Origin of the sequence: Halomonas sp. SCS19, from assembly GCF_040147015.1 — a bacterium.
Lineage (GTDB): Bacteria > Pseudomonadota > Gammaproteobacteria > Pseudomonadales > Halomonadaceae > Halomonas > Halomonas litopenaei.
In genome coordinates this window covers 1381905-1398088 of record NZ_JAMSHN010000001.1, presented here as the reverse complement: position 1 = coordinate 1398088, position 16184 = coordinate 1381905, and the positions used below count along the sequence as shown (strand labels likewise).

The window sequence follows — 16184 nt, the reverse complement described above, 5'->3', positions numbered from 1 at the left end:
TGTCGATGCTGTTATCAATAGTTCGGCCAGATGCCCGGGGTGGCGAGTTCCAGCAGGTGGCCGTCGGGGTCGCGGAAGTACAGGCTCTCGCCGCCCTTGGGCCAGTGGGTACGACCCTCGATCTCGACCCCGTGGGCGCCGAGGCGCGTCTCCCAGGCACCGAGCTCCTTGCGGTCGATGGCCAGCGCCATATGCACCCAGCCGCGGCCGTCGTGGGGCGGGATGGTGCCCATGTCATCCGGCAGCACCACCGTCTCCAGGGTCTCGCCCTCGAGAAACAGCAGTAGCACCGAAGGGCCGACCTGGTAGGCGGTGAAGCGATGGTCGGCGTTGAAGGGCTCAAGCCCCATCACCTCCTCGAAGAAGGCGCGCGCCCGCGCCATGTCGGCCACGTACAGGGCGGTTTCCAGCACCGACCTGAGGCGGGGGCAGGGGGGCGAATCCAGGTCACTCTCGGAAGGCTTGCTCATGGGGCGCTCCTAGGCGTGGCGGTCTCTTCAGGATAGCCAGAACCACCACACAATCAGGCCGATCAATCCCAGTCCCGTCAGGGTCACCACGATGCTCATGACAGCACCTCCTGCGATGGCGGGGTGGCGGGGCGTGGCGCTCGCGCGTTCTGGGGGCGCAGGCGCTTGAGTCGCAGCCGGTTGGCGTTGGCCACCACGGTGATCGACGAGGCCGACATGGCGGCGCCAGCGATCATCGGTGACAGCAGGGTGCCGGTGAGCGGGTAGAAAAGGCCGGCCGCGATGGGGATGCACAGGGCGTTGTAGCCCAGTGCGCCCCACAGATTCTGGCGGATATTGGCCAGGGTCGCCTGGCTGATCTCGATGGCGGCGGCGACGCCGTGAAGCGATGAGCGCATCAGCGTCACCCCGGCGCTTTCGATGGCCACGTCGGTGCCCTGGCCGATGGCGAAGCCGACGTCGGCCCGGGCCAGGGCGGGGGCGTCGTTGATGCCGTCGCCCACCATGCCGACGACTTCGCCCTCGGCCTGAAGGCGCTCGATCTCGGCGTGCTTGTCCTCCGGCGACAGCTCGGCGTGGACCTCATCGATGCCGACCTCTTCCCCGATCGCACGGGCGGTGGCGCTATTGTCGCCGGTCAGCATCACCACCTTGAGGCCATCGGCCCGCAGTCGCGCCACCGCGTCGAGGCTGTCCTCGCGCAACGGATCCTCGATGGCGAAGCCCGCCGTCAGGACGCCGTCCAGCGACAGATAGACCAGGGTGCGGGCCTGGGCCTGCCAGTCGTCGAGCTCATGGTCAGCGAGTGTGACGCCTTCTTCCTGCATCATCGCCGCATTGCCGATGGCCAGGCGGCGTCCCTCGGCGTCCCGGGCACGCACGCCGCGCCCGGTCAGGCTTTCGAAGGCCTCGATGGTGCTGTTGGTGGTAGAAGAAATGTTATAGGCGTTGTTGCCAGGTTCGTCGCTGGTGCCGGCGTCGGCATGGGCATGGTCGTGGGTATAGCGGCCCAGGGCCTCGGCCAGGGGGTGTTCGGAACGGGCCTCGATAGCCGCGACCAGACCCAGCAGCCGGGTGCGGTCGTCGCTGGTGCTGGCCTTGCCATCGAACCAGCGGCAGTCGGTGACCCGGGGGCGACCCTCGGTCAGGGTGCCGGTCTTGTCCACGACCAGGGTGGTCAGTCGACTGGCGGTCTGCAGCGCTTCGCCGGAGCGTATCAGCACGCCGTGCTCGGCGGCCTTGCCCACCCCGATCATGGTCGACAACGGGGTAGCCAGGCCCAGTGCGCAGGGGCAGGCGATGATCAATACCGTGGTGGCGGTGACCAGCATATGGATGACCCGCGGCTCGGGGCCGAGGTGGTACCAGGCCAGGGCGGTGAGCACGGCGATGATCATCACACTGGGCACGAACACCGCCGAAACGCGATCGGCCAGGTTGCCGATGGGCGGCTTGGAGCCCTGGGCGTTGGCTACCTGTTCGGTGATGCGCCCCAGTCGGGTATCGGCACCGACGCGGGTCGCGCGGAACACCAACGACCCCCGGCCGTTGACCGTGCCGGCGCTGACCTCGTCGCCCGGGCCTCGGGCGACCGGCGCGGGCTCACCCGAGAGCATCGATTCGTCGATATGGCTGTCGCCTTCGACTACCTCACCGTCCACGGGCAGGCGCTCGCCGGGCCGCACCCGGATCAGATCGCCCTGGCGAACCTCGTCGATGGGCAGGTCCAGCTCGCCCTCTTCACGTACCACTCGGGCGCTCTGGCTCTGCAGGTCGAGCAGGCGATGCAGGGCGTCCGAGGTCCTGCCCTGGGCACGCAGTTCCAGCGCCTTGCCCAGCAACACCAGGCCGATGATCATGCTCGAGGCCTCGAAGTAGAGCCCTCGGGCGGCCTGTGGCAGCCAAGGGGCAGCCACCACCACCGCCATGGAGTAGAGCCAGGCGGTGCCGGTGCCCAGTGCGATCAGGGTATCCATGTTGGCCTGGTGGTGACGCAGCGCTTTCCAGGCGCCGACGAAGAAGGCGCGTCCCGGGAACGCCAGCACGGCCAGCGTCGCCAGGCCCACCAGTCCCCAGCCAAGGCGGGCAAGACCCGTCGGCTCAGGGTGATGGATCAGCATCATCACCATCAGCGGAACCGCCAGCGCCAGCGAGGCTAGGCTGCCCTTGAGCTTGCGTCGGTATTCGCGCTGGTTGCGTTCGGCACGCTGGCGTTCGGCCTGGCGCAGGTCGACGATGGGTTCGGCGCCGTAGCCCACGGATTCCACCGCTTGAACCAGCGCCTCGGCGTCGACGTCGCCGTGGATCCGCGCGGTATGGGAGGCGAAGTTGACCTCGGCGCGCTCGACCCCTGAGGTGGCGGCCAGCGCCTTTTGCACACTGGCCACGCAGCCGGCGCAGGTCATGCCCTGGATCGCCAGACGCTGCGAAGGCGCTGAGGGCGCTTCTTGCAGCGACGCTGAGGTCTCTCTATGCGGCGACGCTGAGGACGCTTCCTGAGGCGATGGCGCCTCGGCGGGCGCTAGCGGCGTGGTCGTGCTGTCGCTGGCTATCTGCTCATCGGTGGCACTCGCCTCGGTGGGGTAGCCGGCTTGCGACAGCAGGGCGGCTAATTCGTCGGCGCCGAGGCATGAGGCAACCGACAGCGTGCCGCTCCCGGGGTCGCCTTCGACCTGGGCTTCGGCGTCGTGCTCCTGGATGGCCCGGCGCATGCGCCCGACGCAGCCCTGGCAGGACATTCCGGTCACCTGAAATTGGTGCTCCTCGAGGCGATTCATGACGACTCCCGCTGTCTGGCCGTGGCGGATTGTGGTACGGACGCCGTCGGCACGCTTTCGATCAGACGGCACAGGCTGTGTCCGTCCGGCACGCCGTCGGGCAGGTGTTGCCAGCTCTGCATGGCGTCTTCCATGCGCGCTGCCAGGGCCTCGAGCTCGGCGATGCGCCTGCGGATCTGCGGCAGCCGTTCGGCCAGCAGGTCGCGCACCATGGGGCAGGGCGAATCCCCCTGATCGGCATGGGACAGGATGTCGCGAATCTCGGCCAGGCTGAATCCCAGGGTTCGGGCGCGCTGGATAAAGTCCAGACGCTCGCGATCGCGGTCGCCATAGAGGTGATAGCCGTTGTCAGGGTCTCGATCGGGCGCCAGCAGGCCCTCGCGGGTGTAGTGGCGCACCGTCTCGGCGGTCACGCCGGTGATTCTTGCCAGTTCACTGACCTTCATGTGCACTCCTCGGCGCCCATCGGCGCTGCGCATGGGAGAACGATGGGGATAGTGTAAAACCTGTGTGTTGCACAAAGGTCAAGGGCGCCTGAAGTATGCAGGAAGCGTTTTGTTTAGCTTGTCTAAGTCTTTGAAATGACTGAATTGGCAAATGTTCTTTGACCAAAGTATGAGTAATTTGGCCATTAAAACGAACGTTTGGCCTTGAACTCTTTGGCGCCTTCGCAAACACTGCGAGCAGGCCCGTCGACAGGGCCAAGCAATTCAGGTCAAACAAATTACAAAGAGTGCTCGAAAGGAACTGCGCCCGGACAAGTGTGCGGACGCAACTGCACAATAACCACTACGCCATAACAAGTACGCCGACACGCTTGCTGATAATAAGGACGCCGACATGATGCACAACAACTTCAAGCCTTTGACCCTGGCGGTTGCCGTGGCCACCGCTGCTCTTTCCGGCCAGGCGATGGCCGGCGCCTTTCAGCTCAACGAGCAGGGTGTAAGTGGCCAGGGCACCTCCAACGCGGGCCGTGCCTCCACCGTGACCGACGCCACCATCGTGTTCGGCAACCCGGCCGGCATGTCGTTTCTCGATCGTGCCCAGGTCACCGCCGGTACCGCCTTCCTGACCGTGGACACCGACATCAAGAATGCCGACGGCAGCGCCACGGGCTCCAACGAAGGCGATATGGTGCCGGACACCTTTATTCCCTTCGGCTTCTACGTCCAGCCGATCAACGACAACCTGCACTTTGGCCTCGGTGTCTACGCGCCCTTCGGTCTGATCACCGACTACGAAGGCCAGTTCCAGGGCCGTTTCTTCGGCGATCGCAGCAAGGTCGAGGTGGTCACCGTTCAGCCGACCATCTCGGTGAAGTTCAGCGAGCAGTTCTCGGCCGGCTTTGGCCTGACCTACAACCAGATCGATGGTGAGCTGACTGCCAATACTCAGGGAGGCCCGGTGGGCTTCTTTGACCAAACCGGTGCCTTCACTCCTACCGGAGTCGCAGGCGAAGGGGATGTGGACATCGAGGGTGACGATAACGCCTGGGGCTTTACCTTCGGCGCCATGTACAAGCCCTGGGAGCACACCACCTTCGGTTTCGCCTACCACTCTGAGGTGGAGTATGACCTCGAAGGCAAGGCGCGCTTTACCAATGTACGTGGACAGGGTGACCCGACGGTCGTTGCTGGTATCGGCCCCGTAGTCCCTGTAGGCACTGCGAGCCAGCAAGTCGACGCCGATCTGTCGATCACCCTGCCCGAGGTGTGGGACTTCTCGGTAACCCACGAGCTCAATGATCGCTGGACGGTGATGGCCGGCGCCGCCATGACCAACTGGAGCGAGTTCGATGAGCTGCGTGTCGAGAACGATGTTCGCGAGATCGTCGAGGCCCAGAACTATGAGGACAGCTGGCAGTACTCCATCGGTACCGCCTATCAGCTCAACCCCCAGTGGGTGCTGCGTACTGGCCTCGCCTACGACGAGACCCCGATCAAGGACGAGTACCGCAGCGTGCGTGTGCCGTCTGATGATCGCATCATCTTCTCGCTGGGTGCCGGCTGGACCCCGACCCCGGATCTGACCGTGGACGTGGCCTACTCCTATATCCACGAATCCGACGCCGAGCTGTCCCAGGAAGAGGAAAATCGCGGCACCTACGAGGCGGACTTCGAAAACACCGCCCAGGCCTTCGGTGCCCAGCTGACCTATCGCTTCTGACCTATCGCTTCTGACCGGCCACCACCTCGGTCCAGGCGACCGATATTGGCTTCCGCTAGAACATAGTCAGACCCTGCGCAGCGCCCCCTCCCAGGAGGGGGCGCTGTCGTTCGTGGAAGCCAGCCATGCCAAGAGAAGATATCAGCGTTGCAAGTGGAGGCCTTTCTGGAAGGGCAGGGGGTAACAACAGCGATGCTTCACCGTCAGGGTGATAGCACGCGAATCGGCGAAGTCCACTATTGTCGAACATCCCGTTGCATCGGTTTGCCGGTTTTCTGATCGCTAAACGCTGTCTGGACGTATCCCGGTTGGTTAACATTGCGAATCAATCGTATTTGGTCAATACAACAACCTGGTGCTCCGGATGTCCCTTCGCTTGATGATTCGCTGGTCTGTTCTGCCCCTGGGGGCGGCTTCCCTGTCTGTTCAGGCGCAACAGGATCTCGCCCTGGACAATATCGTCGTTACCGCTGCGGGCTATGAGCAGACGCAGACCGAGGCACCGGCTTCGATCAGCGTGGTGACCCGGGAATCGCTTGAAAAACGTGCCTACCGGGACATCACCGATGCGCTACAGGATGTGCCCGGCGTCGTGGTGACCGGCGGTGGCGATGGCGAAGACGTCAGCCTGCGTGGCATGCCGGCGCAGTACACCCTGTGGCTGGTAGACGGTCGCCGGCAGACTTCGCGGGAATCCCAGCCGAGCGGCGGGGGCGGCTTCCAGAAGGACTGGCTGCCACCGTTGAGCGCCATCGAGCGTATCGAGGTCATCCGCGGCCCCATGTCGACCCTGTACGGGTCCGATGCCATCGGTGGAGTCATCAACATCATCACCCGCAAGGTCGCGGAGGATTGGGTCACCCAACTGCGTACCGAGGCGACGATTCAGGAAGACAGTGACTCCGGCAACGAATTCAACAATCAGCTGTATGTGTCCGGTCCGCTGGCCGACGACGTCCTCGGGTTGCAGCTGACCGGTCAGTACCAGCATCGCCAGGAGGACAAGATCGAGCGCGGCTATGCCAAGCGCGAGTTTTCCAACCTGGCCGCGCGGCTGTCGCTGGAGGCCACGCCCGATCACTCACTTTCGCTTGATGTCAGTCGACGAGAGCAGGATCGCACCAGTCGTGCCGGATTCTCGCTGCCCGAGCGTTCGAGCGACGCCGAGACCGAAAATCGACACAAGACCGTTGCGCTGTCCCACCAGGGCAACTGGGGGTTGCTGACCTCGGATTCCTACGTGCAGCTGGAGGAAACCGACAACGTCGGTCGCGATATCGAGATTCACAATACGGTGGCGGATTCACGCTGGGTACTGCCGCTGGGCGACCACTTCGTGACCTTCGGCGGCACCTGGGAGGACGAGAAACTCGAGGACACCACCACCAACGCCCTGGCAGGCACCGACGAGATCACCGTCTACCAGTACGCGCTGTTTCTCGAAGACGAATGGTATCTGACCGACAGCTTCTCGTTGACCGCCGGGCTGCGCATGGACGATCACGAGTTCTTCGGCGACCACTACAGCCCAAGACTCTACGGTGTCTGGAGCCTGCTGCCCGACTGGACCCTGAAGGGCGGTATGTCCACCGGGTTCCGCGCGCCCAACCTGCGCGAGCTGTCAGGCGACTGGGTCCAGGAGAGCCGGGGCGGCGATATCTACGGCAACCCGGATCTGGACGCGGAAGAGTCCCGTAGCTACGAGATGGGGCTGGTCCATGACGGCGCCAACGGCCTTCAGGCCAGCCTGACGCTGTTCTACAACGACTTCGATGACAAGATCTCCACCATCGCCTGTGGCGATCGCGACTGCGGTGATGCGGCGGCCGGCGACCCGGACGCCCGCACCAACGTCAATATCGATGACGCCATCACCAAGGGCATCGAGGCTGGTGTCCAGATGCCGATCGGCGAACGCTGGCAGGCCCAGGCCTCCTACACCTACACCGATTCCGAACAGAAGAGCGGTGACAACGAGGGTCAGCCGCTGACCCAGGTGCCTCGCCACCTGTTCAATACCACCGTCAACTGGCAGGCCACCGAGGCCCTCGTTCCCTGGCTGCGCTTTACCTTCCGCGGCGAAGAAAGCCAGCCGGTGAACCTCTCAAGCAACAGCAGCACCTCCATCCGGGCCCCATCCTACGCTACCTGGGACGCGGGGCTCAGCTGGCAGGCGACACGACAGATCCGTGTGCTTTCCGGCATCTACAATCTGACCGACAAGGACATCGAGTTCGATAACTTCGGTCATGTGGACGATGGACGGCGCTACTGGGTCGGGCTCGACCTGGAGTTCTAAAGCGCGCAGCGACCCACCTAAACGAACAGCAGCGAACAGGAAGGACCATGAAAGCGATGATCGCAGGGGCCGTGGTAAGCCTCACCCTGAGTCAGACCGCCCTGGCGGTGGATGAACCTCCCCAGCAGCTGCCCGAGCAGCTGGCCGAGCAGCTGGCTGAGCGGGGCCTGGCGGCCGGACAGGCCTTCCCCGGGCTGTCCAGCCTGTGTGACCTGTCGGCCAGGCTCAAGGTGGCGGGCCAGCGTCCGAAAGGCGAGGCGGCAGAGCGGGAGCGTCGTGAGTCCAGTCGCGATGACCGGCGCCAGCGCGGCCCGGCCGAGCCGATGCCGACCCAGGTATTCGACAATCTCTACTACGTCGGCACGCCCGGCGTCGCCAGCTGGGCGCTGACCACCAACGAGGGGATCATTCTGATCGATGCCCTCAACAACAACGAGGAAGCGCAGAAGTTTATCGAGCAGGGGCTGGTGGATCTGGGCCTGGATCCCGAGGACATCACCTATCTGGTGGTGACCCACGCCCACGGTGATCACTACGGTGGTCAGCAGTACCTGGTCGACAACTACGGAGCCCAGGTGGTCATGAGCGATGCGGACTGGACCGCCCTCGAACAGCCGGAGCTGGCCATCGACAATCCCCGCTGGGGCGAGCCTCCAGTGCGCGATATCACCATCGCCGACGGCGACACCCTGACTCTTGGCGATACCGCCCTCGAGGCCTACGTGACCCCCGGCCATACCCTCGGCACGCTGTCGCTGGTGATTCCGCTGAAGGATGGCGACAGTACCCATCGGGCGGTGCTGTGGGGCGGTACCGGTTTCAACTTCGGGCCGGACGAGGCCCGCTTGCGGGAGTACTCGGCCTCCGCCTCACGAATGAAGACGATCTCTGAACAGCAGGGCGTGGACGTCTTCCTGTCCAACCATCCCACCCGCGACAACACCCTGGCGCGGATCGAGGCGTTGGAGCAGCGGCAAGCCGGCGATCCCCATCCCTTCGTCAGCGACCAGGCGCTGGGTGCCCTGGACCTCTTGATGAGCTGTTCGCTGGCCCAGGCCGAGCGTGTCTACGCAGGCGAGCATCCGACAGAGTAGAGACGTTCATACGAGCCAAAGCAGCGGCCGCTGCCTTCGCACAACAGGCGCTGCTCAAGCAGCGCCTGTTACGTTACGTAGGTAGAGCTCGTAGATCGCTTGGCCTAGGCCACCTGATCGAGCATGGCGGCGGCCAGCAGCTTGCGGGTGTATTCGGTCTTCGGCGCGGCGAACAGCGCCTCGGCGCTGCCCTGTTCCACTATCTCTCCGTCCTTCATCACCAGCACGGTGTCGGCCAGCGCTCGCACCACCGCCAGGTCGTGGCTGATGAACAGGTAGGTCAGGCCGTGTTTCTGTTGCAGGTCACGCAGCAGGTCGATGACGGTGACCTGCACCGAGCGGTCCAACGCTGAGGTGGGTTCGTCGAGCAGCAGGAACTCCGGCTTGAGCACCAGCGCCCGGGCGATGGCGATCCGCTGGCGCTGGCCGCCGGAGAACTCGTGGGGGTAGCGATTGCGCATCGAAGGATCCAGCGACACCTCCTTGAGCGCCGCCATCACCTGGGCCTCGCGCTCGGCGCGGGACAGGTGCGGGGCGTGGACCTTGAGCCCTTCGCCGATGATGTCGCCAACGGTCAGCCGCGGCGACAGCGAGCCGTAGGGGTCCTGGAACACCACCTGCAGCTTCGAGCGGATCGGCCGCATGGCGGTCTTGTCCAGCACGTCGAGGCGGGTGTCGTGGAAGCGGATCTCGCCCTGGCTCTTGAGCAGCCTCAGCAGGGCGCGGCCCAGGGTCGACTTGCCGGAGCCCGATTCGCCGACGATGCCCACCGTCTGGCCGCGACGGATGCTGACGTCGATGCCACGCACCGCCTCGAAGTACTCGCTGGGACCGAACAGGCGCTTCTTGAGGGCGAAGCGTACGCGCATGTCCTTGGCCTCGAGCACCATGGGCTCGCTGTCGGCCACCGGCGCCTTGCGCCCGCGTGGCTCGGCGTCGATCAGCATGCGGGTGTACTCGTGGCGCGGGTTGGCGAAGACCTCCCGGGTCTCACCCTGCTCGACCAGCTCGCCGTGGCGCATCACGCAGACCCGGTCGGCGAAGTGCTTGACGATGGTCAGGTCGTGAGTAATGAACAGGATCGCCATGCCGTAGCGGCGTTGCAGGTCCTTGAGCAGCTCGAGGATCTGGGCCTGGACGGTGACGTCCAGCGCGGTGGTGGGCTCGTCGGCGATCAGCATCTCCGGCTCGCCGGCCAGGGCCATCGCGATCATCACCCGCTGGCGCTGGCCGCCGGACAGCTCGTGGGGGTAGCTCGACACCCGCCTTGCCGGTTCGGGGATGCCGACCTGCTCGAGCAGGTCGATGGCCTTGGCGGTGGCGGCGCGCCCCTTGAGGCTCTGGTGGCGGTCGAGCACCTCCTTGATCTGGTCGCCGATGCGGTGCAGCGGATTGAGCGAGGTCATCGGCTCCTGGAAGATCATGGCGATATTGCCACCGCGAATCCGGCGCATGCGCTTGGCGGTGGCACCCAGCAGTTCCTCGCCCTTGAAGCGGATGACGCCCTCGGCCCGGGCGAGCTCCGGCAGCAGGCGCATGGCGGCGGTGGAGGTCACCGACTTGCCGGAGCCGGATTCGCCCACCAGCGCCAGGGTCTCGCCGGGATTGATGGCAAAGCTGACGTCCCTGACCGCCTGGACGGTGCCGTGGGGCAGCTCGAAGCTGACGCTGAGCCCCTCGATCTCGAGCAGCGCCTCGCGGGCGGGACGACGGGGGTTCTTGGGTTGTGTGTCGGTCATGGTCGCGTCTCCGTCGTCGATCAGCGGGTCTTGGGGTCCAGGGCGTCTCTGAGGCCGTCGCCGAGGAAGTTCAGGCAGAACAGCGTCAGCGCCAGGAACACCGAGGGCACCAGCAGCATCCAGGGCGAGGTCTGCATCATGTCGGCACCCTCGGAGATCAGCACGCCCCAGCTGGTCAGCGGCTCCTGCACGCCGAGGCCGAGGAACGACAGGAAGCTCTCGAGCAGGATGACCTTGGGCACCGTCAGGGTGACGTAGACGATCACCGGGCCGATGGCGTTGGGGATCAGGTGGCGGGTGACGATCTTGCCGTCCTTGACGCCGAGGGCGTGGGCCGCCTCGACGAACTCCCGCTGCTTGAGCGCCAGGGTCTGGCCGCGCACGATACGCGCCATGTCGAGCCACTCCACCGCGCCGATGGCGGCGTAGATCAGGAAGATGTTGCGGCCGAACACCACCATCAGCAGGATCACCAGGAACATGAACGGCAGCGAGTACATGATGTCGACGAAGCGCATCATCAGGTTGTCGACGCGCCCGCCGACATAGCCGGACACGGCGCCGTAGAGCACCCCGATGATCAGGCTGACGAAGGTCGCCACCAGCGCCACCGACAGCGACACCTGGCCCCCATAGAGGGTGCGGGTCAGCAGGTCGCGGCCGTTGGCGTCGGTGCCGAGCCAGTGGCCGCCTTCCAGGGTCGGGCCCACGTCGAAGGCGTTCCAGTCGACGTCGGCCAGCCCCCAGGGGGTCAGCCAGGGACCGATAAAGCAGGCCAGGGTCATCAGGCCGAGCAGCCACAGGCTGGCCATGGCCGCGCGGTTCTGGCTCAGCCGGCGCCAGGCGTCGCGGCCGAGGCTGTCGCCGACGGGGGCGGCGGTCGGGGCGAGGGAATCGGTACTCATGGCGTCGCCTCAGTCGTCATAGCGGATTTGGGGATCAAGGGCCGAGTAGATCAGGTCCACGATCAGGTTCATCAACACGATCAGGGCGCCGTAGAACACCACCGTGCCCATCACCAGGGTGTAGTCGCGGTTGAGCGCGCCCTGGACGAAGTAGCGGCCGATGCCGGGGATGCCGAAGATCTGCTCGATCACCACGGAGCCGGTGATGATGCCGGCGATGGCCGGGCCCAGGTAGGAGGTCACCGGCAGCAGGGCGGGGCGCAGGGCGTGGCGCCAGACCACCTCGGCCTCGGTCAGTCCCTTGGCTCGGGCGGTGCGAATATAGTGGCTGCCCATCACCTCGATCATGCTGGCGCGCATCATCCGCGCGATGTAGGCGATCTGCTGGATCGATAGCGCGATCACCGGCAGGATCAGGTTGGGCAGGGCGCCGTCGTTCCAGCCCCCCGCCGGCAGCCAGCCGAGCAGCACCCCGAACACCAGCGCCAGCACCGGCGCCACCACGAAGTTGGGCACCGCGATGCCGGCCAGCGCCGTGCCCATCACCGTGTAGTCCACGGCGGTATTGCGCTTGAGTGCGGCGATGATGCCCAGCGGCAGGCCGATCGCCAGCGCCAGCAGGATCGCCAGGCCGCCGATCTGCAGGCTTACCGGGAAGCCCTGCATGATCAGCTCGGTGACGGTGAAGTCCTTGTACTTGAACGAGGGCCCGAAGTCGCCCTGGACCAGGTTGCCCAGGTAGCGGAAGTACTGCTGCCACAGCGGTTCGTCCAGGTGGTAGGCGGCCATCAGGTTGGCCTCGATCTCCGGCGGCAGGGCGCGCTCGCCGTCGAAGGGCCCGCCGGGGGCGATGCGCATCAGAAAGAAGGCGATGGTGATGACGATCAGCATCGTCGGTATGGCCTGGGCCAGGCGTTTCAAGGTGTAGCTCAGCATGGCGCCGTTCCTCGGTTGACATGGAGGGCGGGCCATCCCTGGCCGCGCCCGCGATGGGGTTGGAGCGGGTGATCGTCAGGGCGCGTCGGCGTCCACGGACACGTAGCGCAGCGGATGCACGTCGAGCGTCGTGGGCTGCCAGCCCTTGACGTCCGGCGAGACCAGGTTGACGACCACGTAGTCGTAGATCGGCAGCATCACGTCGGCTTCCAGCAGGCGCTGCTCGGCCTCGCTCATCAGCGCGGCGCGTCGGTCCGCGTCGAGCTCATGGGTGCTGGCCTCGACCAGGGCGTCGTACTCGGGGTCCGCGTAGCCGGTGCTGGCCGCCGCCGAGCCTCCCGCGGCGTAGGCGTTGAGGAAGTCGTAGGGGTCGTTGACCGTGGCCACGAAGCCGTAGCGGGCGATCTCGAAGTCGCCCTGGCGCAGGCCGGCGAAGTGCACCGCCGCCTCGCGGTTGACCAGCTCGATCTCCACCCCCAGCGGGCGCCACATGGCGGCGATGGCCACGGCGATCTTCTTGTGGTCTTCCAGGGTGTTGTAGGACAGCTCAAGTTCAAGCGGTCGATCCGGCCCGTAGCCGGCCTGATCCAGCAGCTCCCGGGCCCTGGCCCGGCGGCTGTCCATGTCCTGATCATGGAAGTCGAGGCTTGCCGAGGTAGGCGAGGCGATGGTGCGGGGCACAAACCAGTAGGACGGCGTCTGGCCCATGCCCAGCAGGCGCTCGGTGATCACCTCGCGGTCGAGCGCCAGGTTCAGCGCCTCGCGCACCCGCTCATCGCTGAGCGGCGTGCCTTCACGCAGGTTGAGCATATAGAAGTAGCTGCCGATCAGCGGCCCGACGCGCAGCGACTCGCCCAGGTTCTCCTGGGCCCACTCGAAGCGCGCGGAAGGCACCGCACCGTAGGCGATGTCGAGCTCGCCTGAGCGAAAACGGTTCATCAGCGCCGAGGTGTCCTCGATGGCGTGGAAGTCGACACCCTCCAGTGCCACCTCATCGACGGCGTAGTAGCGAGGGTTGCGCGCCACCTCGACCTTGTCCTGGGGCTTCCAGTCGGTGAGCACGAAGGGTCCACTGGCCACCAGGGTGCCTGGCCGGGTCCAGTCCTCGACGTCGCTGGTGAGCAGGTGGCGGGGCAGAGGTGCGGCCTCGGTCATTGCCATGGCCTGAAGAAAGTAGGCGGTGGGCTCGGACAGCCGGATTTCCAGGGTGTGGGAATCCAGAGCGGTGACGCCGAGGCTCTCGGGTTCGGCCGCGCCGGTGTTGATCGCCCGGGCGTTGATGATGGGGTAGTAGAGATTGGCGTTGTGGTTGGCGGTGGCCGGCGTCACCAGGCGTCGCAGGGCGAAGACGGCGTCGTCGGCGGTGATTGGCTCGCCGTCGGACCACTGCGACTCGCGCAGCCGGAAGGTGATGACCCGACCGTCGTCGGACAGCTCCCAGGATTCGGCCAGGCCCGGCACCAGCGCGCCGTCGGGGCCGTAGTTGATCAGACGATCGAACAGTTGGCGGGTGATCCGGCTCTCCCAGTTGCCGTTGACCTTCTGCGGATCCAGGGTGCTGGGTTCGGCGCCGTTGCCGACCTGCAGGGTGGCGGCCTGGGCGTCGGCAGCGGGCAGACAGAGTCCGAGGCTTGTCGTTGCCATCAGGCCGGCAAGTGCCAGCGGACGAAAGGCGTCCATGGAGACCATAGTGAAGTCCTTGTGGGGTAGGCAGAGCATCGGTAGGGGACTCGCCTCCTGGTGGAGGCGAGTCCTTGAAGCGAGTCCTTGAAGATAGCCCAGCGCTGCTGTTTACAAGTCCCAGCGCTGCTACTCGTCGAAGGAGATCCAGCGAGACGGGTGATCGTCCTCGATGTTGTCTTCCCAGCCGCTGATCTTCGGGTTCACCAGGTTGCGCGAGACGTAGTAGAGCATCGGGATCAGGGCGTCGTCGTCCATGGCCAGGGCCTCGGCGCTTTCCATGACGGCCTTGCGCTCATCTAAGTCCAGGGTGGCAGCGGCCTGGTCGTAGAGGGCGTCGAACTCCTCGTTGGCGTAGGCGCCATAGTTGTTGCCGACGCCGGAGCGCAGCAGCGCCAGAAAGTTCTCGGCGTCGTTGTAGTCGGCGATCCAGCCGGCCCGGGCCACGTCGAAGTCTCCCTCGGCGATGGTCTGGTAGTGCACCGTGGCCTCGGCATTGACCAGCTCCACCTCGACACCCAGCGGGCGCCACATGGACGACACCGCCACCGCGATCTTCTTGTGCTCGTCGGTGGTGTTGTAGCGCAGGCGCAGTTCGAGCGGTGACTCCTGGCTGTAGCCGGCCTCTTCCAGCAATTGCTTGGCGCGGGCCATGCGGGCGTTCATGTCATCGGTGATGTCATTGCCGTCGGCGTCTTCGAAGCTGGTGTTCTGCACCTGGTAGTGATCGATGCCGTCAGGCACGAAGGACAGCGATTTCTGGAAGGTGCCGCCCATGATCTGCTGAGCGATGACGTCGCGGCGCACCGCCATGTTGAGCGCCTCGCGCACCCTGGGGTCGGCGGTGGGATGACCGTCGCGGTGGTTGAACACGTAGTAGTAGCTGCCGAGGTAGGTGGCCATGTGGGTGGCCTCGGGGATCTCTTCCTTCAACAGCGGGTACATGCTCGAGGAGTACTCGGTCATGATGTCCAGCTCGCCCGCGCGAAAGCGCGAGACGCCGGCGTTGCGATCCTCGATGGTGTGGTAGCGCACGCCGTCCAGCGCCACCTGGTCGGCCTCGTAGTACTCGGGATTCTTGACCACGGTGATGCGCGACTGGGAGATCCACTCGGTGGGGGTGAAGGCACCGTTGGTGACAATGTTGTCGAGATCCACGTAGTCCCGGCCGTACTCCTCGAAGGTGTGCTGTGGCTGGGGGTAGCCGGTGTAGTGGGTCAGCAGCTGCAGGAAGTAGGGCGTCGGTTGAGTCAGCTGGACCACGAAGGTGCGGCCTTCGTCGCGGCTTTCTACGCCAAGCTCCTCCAGGGGCAGCTCGCCGGTGTTGACCTCCCTGGCGTTGACCACCGGATAGAGCATATAGGCGTACTTGGAGGCGTTGGCCGGGTCCAGCAGGTGGCGCCAGCCGAACACGAAGTCCTCGGCGGTGACAGGCTCGCCGTCGGACCAGCGGGCATCCTCGCGCAGGCTGAAGGTGTAGGTCTTGCCGTCCTCGGAGACCTCCCAGTCGGTGGCCATGCCGGGCAGGATCTCGCCGTCCGGGGCGTTCTTGACCAGGCCCTCGTAAACGTCCATCAGGATCTGGGACTCCCACACGCCGCCAGAGATCTGGGAGGTGTCGAAGGAGGCGAGTTCGCCGGTGACGCCAAGATCGAGGGTCTCGGCCATGGCCGGTGCGCTGATGGCGGCCGCCAGCGAGGACAGGGTCAGGCCGGAGGCCAGCGCCAGGCGGCGGGCCCAGCGAGCACGGTTCGCGATCATGTCAGTTCCTTGTTCGTGTTGGCATTGTTGTCGCGGGCCGGGCCGTTGGCAGCGCGGTTCGCTGCGACCACGGCCATTGTGGGAAGGCCGCACAAGGCGTGCGACACCGGCTAAGCCCGCTTAGTCGATATCGACCATCGCGCCGTGGCTCCGGTGCTGTCCAGACGAAAATTTTCATGACGTCTTGCGTTTCGTCGATAGCCCCGTGGGAGCCCTTGTGGCAAGGGGGCTCGATGGCAGGAGCAGGATGACGGGGTTAGACGTTTTGGCTACAATGCATCCCCTTTATCGCGGCCTGGCCGACGATCATCGCAACTGGCCCATCGCCACCGGCGCATCGCGAGCGCACGCCGG

11 protein-coding genes are annotated in these 16184 nt (G+C 65.4%); 3 read left to right on the top strand and 8 right to left on the bottom strand.

From position 1 onward, the window contains the following. Window positions 1-14 precede the first annotated feature (14 nt). The 3 genes from NFH97_RS05870 to NFH97_RS05860 all read right to left on the bottom strand — a co-directional run bounded on the left by NFH97_RS05870 (window position 15) and on the right by NFH97_RS05860 (window position 3693). Complete coding sequence (locus tag NFH97_RS05870; RefSeq protein WP_349624550.1) at window positions 15-470, bottom strand: VOC family protein; 456 nt, start codon at window positions 468-470, stop codon at window positions 15-17. A gap of 95 nt (window positions 471-565) precedes the next feature. Continuing rightward, window positions 566-3247 carry a heavy metal translocating P-type ATPase gene (locus tag NFH97_RS05865; RefSeq protein ID WP_349624549.1) on the bottom strand — a complete coding sequence of 894 codons (2682 nt, stop codon included), beginning with the start codon at window positions 3245-3247 and terminating at the stop codon, window positions 566-568. Continuing rightward, the gene (locus NFH97_RS05860) at window positions 3244-3693 is read right to left on the bottom strand and encodes a MerR family transcriptional regulator (RefSeq protein ID WP_045991319.1); all 450 of its coding nucleotides are present in this window, start codon (window positions 3691-3693) and stop codon (window positions 3244-3246) included. Before NFH97_RS05860 ends, NFH97_RS05865 begins: the two co-directional genes overlap by 4 nt. A 394-nt stretch (window positions 3694-4087) precedes the next feature. On the opposite strand from NFH97_RS05860, the gene NFH97_RS05855 reads away from it, so the two are divergent. From NFH97_RS05855 to NFH97_RS05845, 3 genes are all read left to right on the top strand, one after another. Further along, window positions 4088-5416 carry an OmpP1/FadL family transporter gene (locus tag NFH97_RS05855; RefSeq protein ID WP_308812410.1) on the top strand — a complete coding sequence of 443 codons (1329 nt, stop codon included), beginning with the start codon at window positions 4088-4090 and terminating at the stop codon, window positions 5414-5416. A gap of 364 nt (window positions 5417-5780) precedes the next feature. Continuing rightward, window positions 5781-7715, top strand: a complete 1935-nt coding sequence (locus NFH97_RS05850; RefSeq protein WP_222515704.1) for a TonB-dependent receptor domain-containing protein — start codon at window positions 5781-5783, stop codon at window positions 7713-7715. A 47-nt stretch (window positions 7716-7762) separates the two neighbouring features. After that, complete coding sequence (locus NFH97_RS05845; protein ID WP_108131208.1) at window positions 7763-8809, top strand: MBL fold metallo-hydrolase; 1047 nt, start codon at window positions 7763-7765, stop codon at window positions 8807-8809. A gap of 104 nt (window positions 8810-8913) precedes the next feature. On the opposite strand, the gene NFH97_RS05840 is transcribed toward NFH97_RS05845, so the two are convergent. The 5 genes from NFH97_RS05840 to NFH97_RS05820 all read right to left on the bottom strand — a co-directional run bounded on the left by NFH97_RS05840 (window position 8914) and on the right by NFH97_RS05820 (window position 15830). Then, on the bottom strand, window positions 8914-10548 hold the full coding sequence (locus NFH97_RS05840; protein WP_108131209.1) for an ABC transporter ATP-binding protein: 1635 nt from the start codon (window positions 10546-10548) through the stop codon (window positions 8914-8916). A gap of 20 nt (window positions 10549-10568) precedes the next feature. Further along, window positions 10569-11453: an ABC transporter permease gene (locus NFH97_RS05835; RefSeq protein ID WP_045991316.1), complete on the bottom strand. Its 885-nt coding sequence runs from the start codon at window positions 11451-11453 to the stop codon at window positions 10569-10571. 9 nt (window positions 11454-11462) lie between these two features. After that, window positions 11463-12389: an oligopeptide ABC transporter permease OppB gene (oppB, locus tag NFH97_RS05830; RefSeq protein ID WP_045991315.1), complete on the bottom strand. Its 927-nt coding sequence runs from the start codon at window positions 12387-12389 to the stop codon at window positions 11463-11465. Between the two features lie 75 nt (window positions 12390-12464). Further along, window positions 12465-14078: a peptide ABC transporter substrate-binding protein gene (locus NFH97_RS05825; protein WP_349624548.1), complete on the bottom strand. Its 1614-nt coding sequence runs from the start codon at window positions 14076-14078 to the stop codon at window positions 12465-12467. Window positions 14079-14198: 120 nt separating this feature from the next. Further along, window positions 14199-15830, bottom strand: coding sequence for a peptide ABC transporter substrate-binding protein (locus NFH97_RS05820; protein ID WP_045991314.1), 1632 nt, complete (start codon window positions 15828-15830; stop codon window positions 14199-14201). Window positions 15831-16184 lie beyond the last annotated feature (354 nt).

Excerpts from the sequence above, each read along its gene's own strand:
- NFH97_RS05870 (WP_349624550.1), bottom strand. The coding sequence starts at position 470 with ATGAGCAAGCCTTCCGAGAGTGACCTGGATTCGCCCCCCTGCCCCCGC.
- NFH97_RS05865 (WP_349624549.1), bottom strand. The coding sequence starts at position 3,247 with ATGAATCGCCTCGAGGAGCACCAATTTCAGGTGACCGGAATGTCCTGC.
- NFH97_RS05860 (WP_045991319.1), bottom strand. The coding sequence starts at position 3,693 with ATGAAGGTCAGTGAACTGGCAAGAATCACCGGCGTGACCGCCGAGACG.
- NFH97_RS05855 (WP_308812410.1), top strand. The coding sequence starts at position 4,088 with ATGATGCACAACAACTTCAAGCCTTTGACCCTGGCGGTTGCCGTGGCC.
- NFH97_RS05850 (WP_222515704.1), top strand. The coding sequence starts at position 5,781 with ATGTCCCTTCGCTTGATGATTCGCTGGTCTGTTCTGCCCCTGGGGGCG.
- NFH97_RS05845 (WP_108131208.1), top strand. The coding sequence starts at position 7,763 with ATGAAAGCGATGATCGCAGGGGCCGTGGTAAGCCTCACCCTGAGTCAG.
- NFH97_RS05840 (WP_108131209.1), bottom strand. The coding sequence starts at position 10,548 with ATGACCGACACACAACCCAAGAACCCCCGTCGTCCCGCCCGCGAGGCG.
- NFH97_RS05835 (WP_045991316.1), bottom strand. The coding sequence starts at position 11,453 with ATGAGTACCGATTCCCTCGCCCCGACCGCCGCCCCCGTCGGCGACAGC.
- oppB (WP_045991315.1), bottom strand. The coding sequence starts at position 12,389 with ATGCTGAGCTACACCTTGAAACGCCTGGCCCAGGCCATACCGACGATG.
- NFH97_RS05825 (WP_349624548.1), bottom strand. The coding sequence starts at position 14,078 with ATGGTCTCCATGGACGCCTTTCGTCCGCTGGCACTTGCCGGCCTGATG.
- NFH97_RS05820 (WP_045991314.1), bottom strand. The coding sequence starts at position 15,830 with ATGATCGCGAACCGTGCTCGCTGGGCCCGCCGCCTGGCGCTGGCCTCC.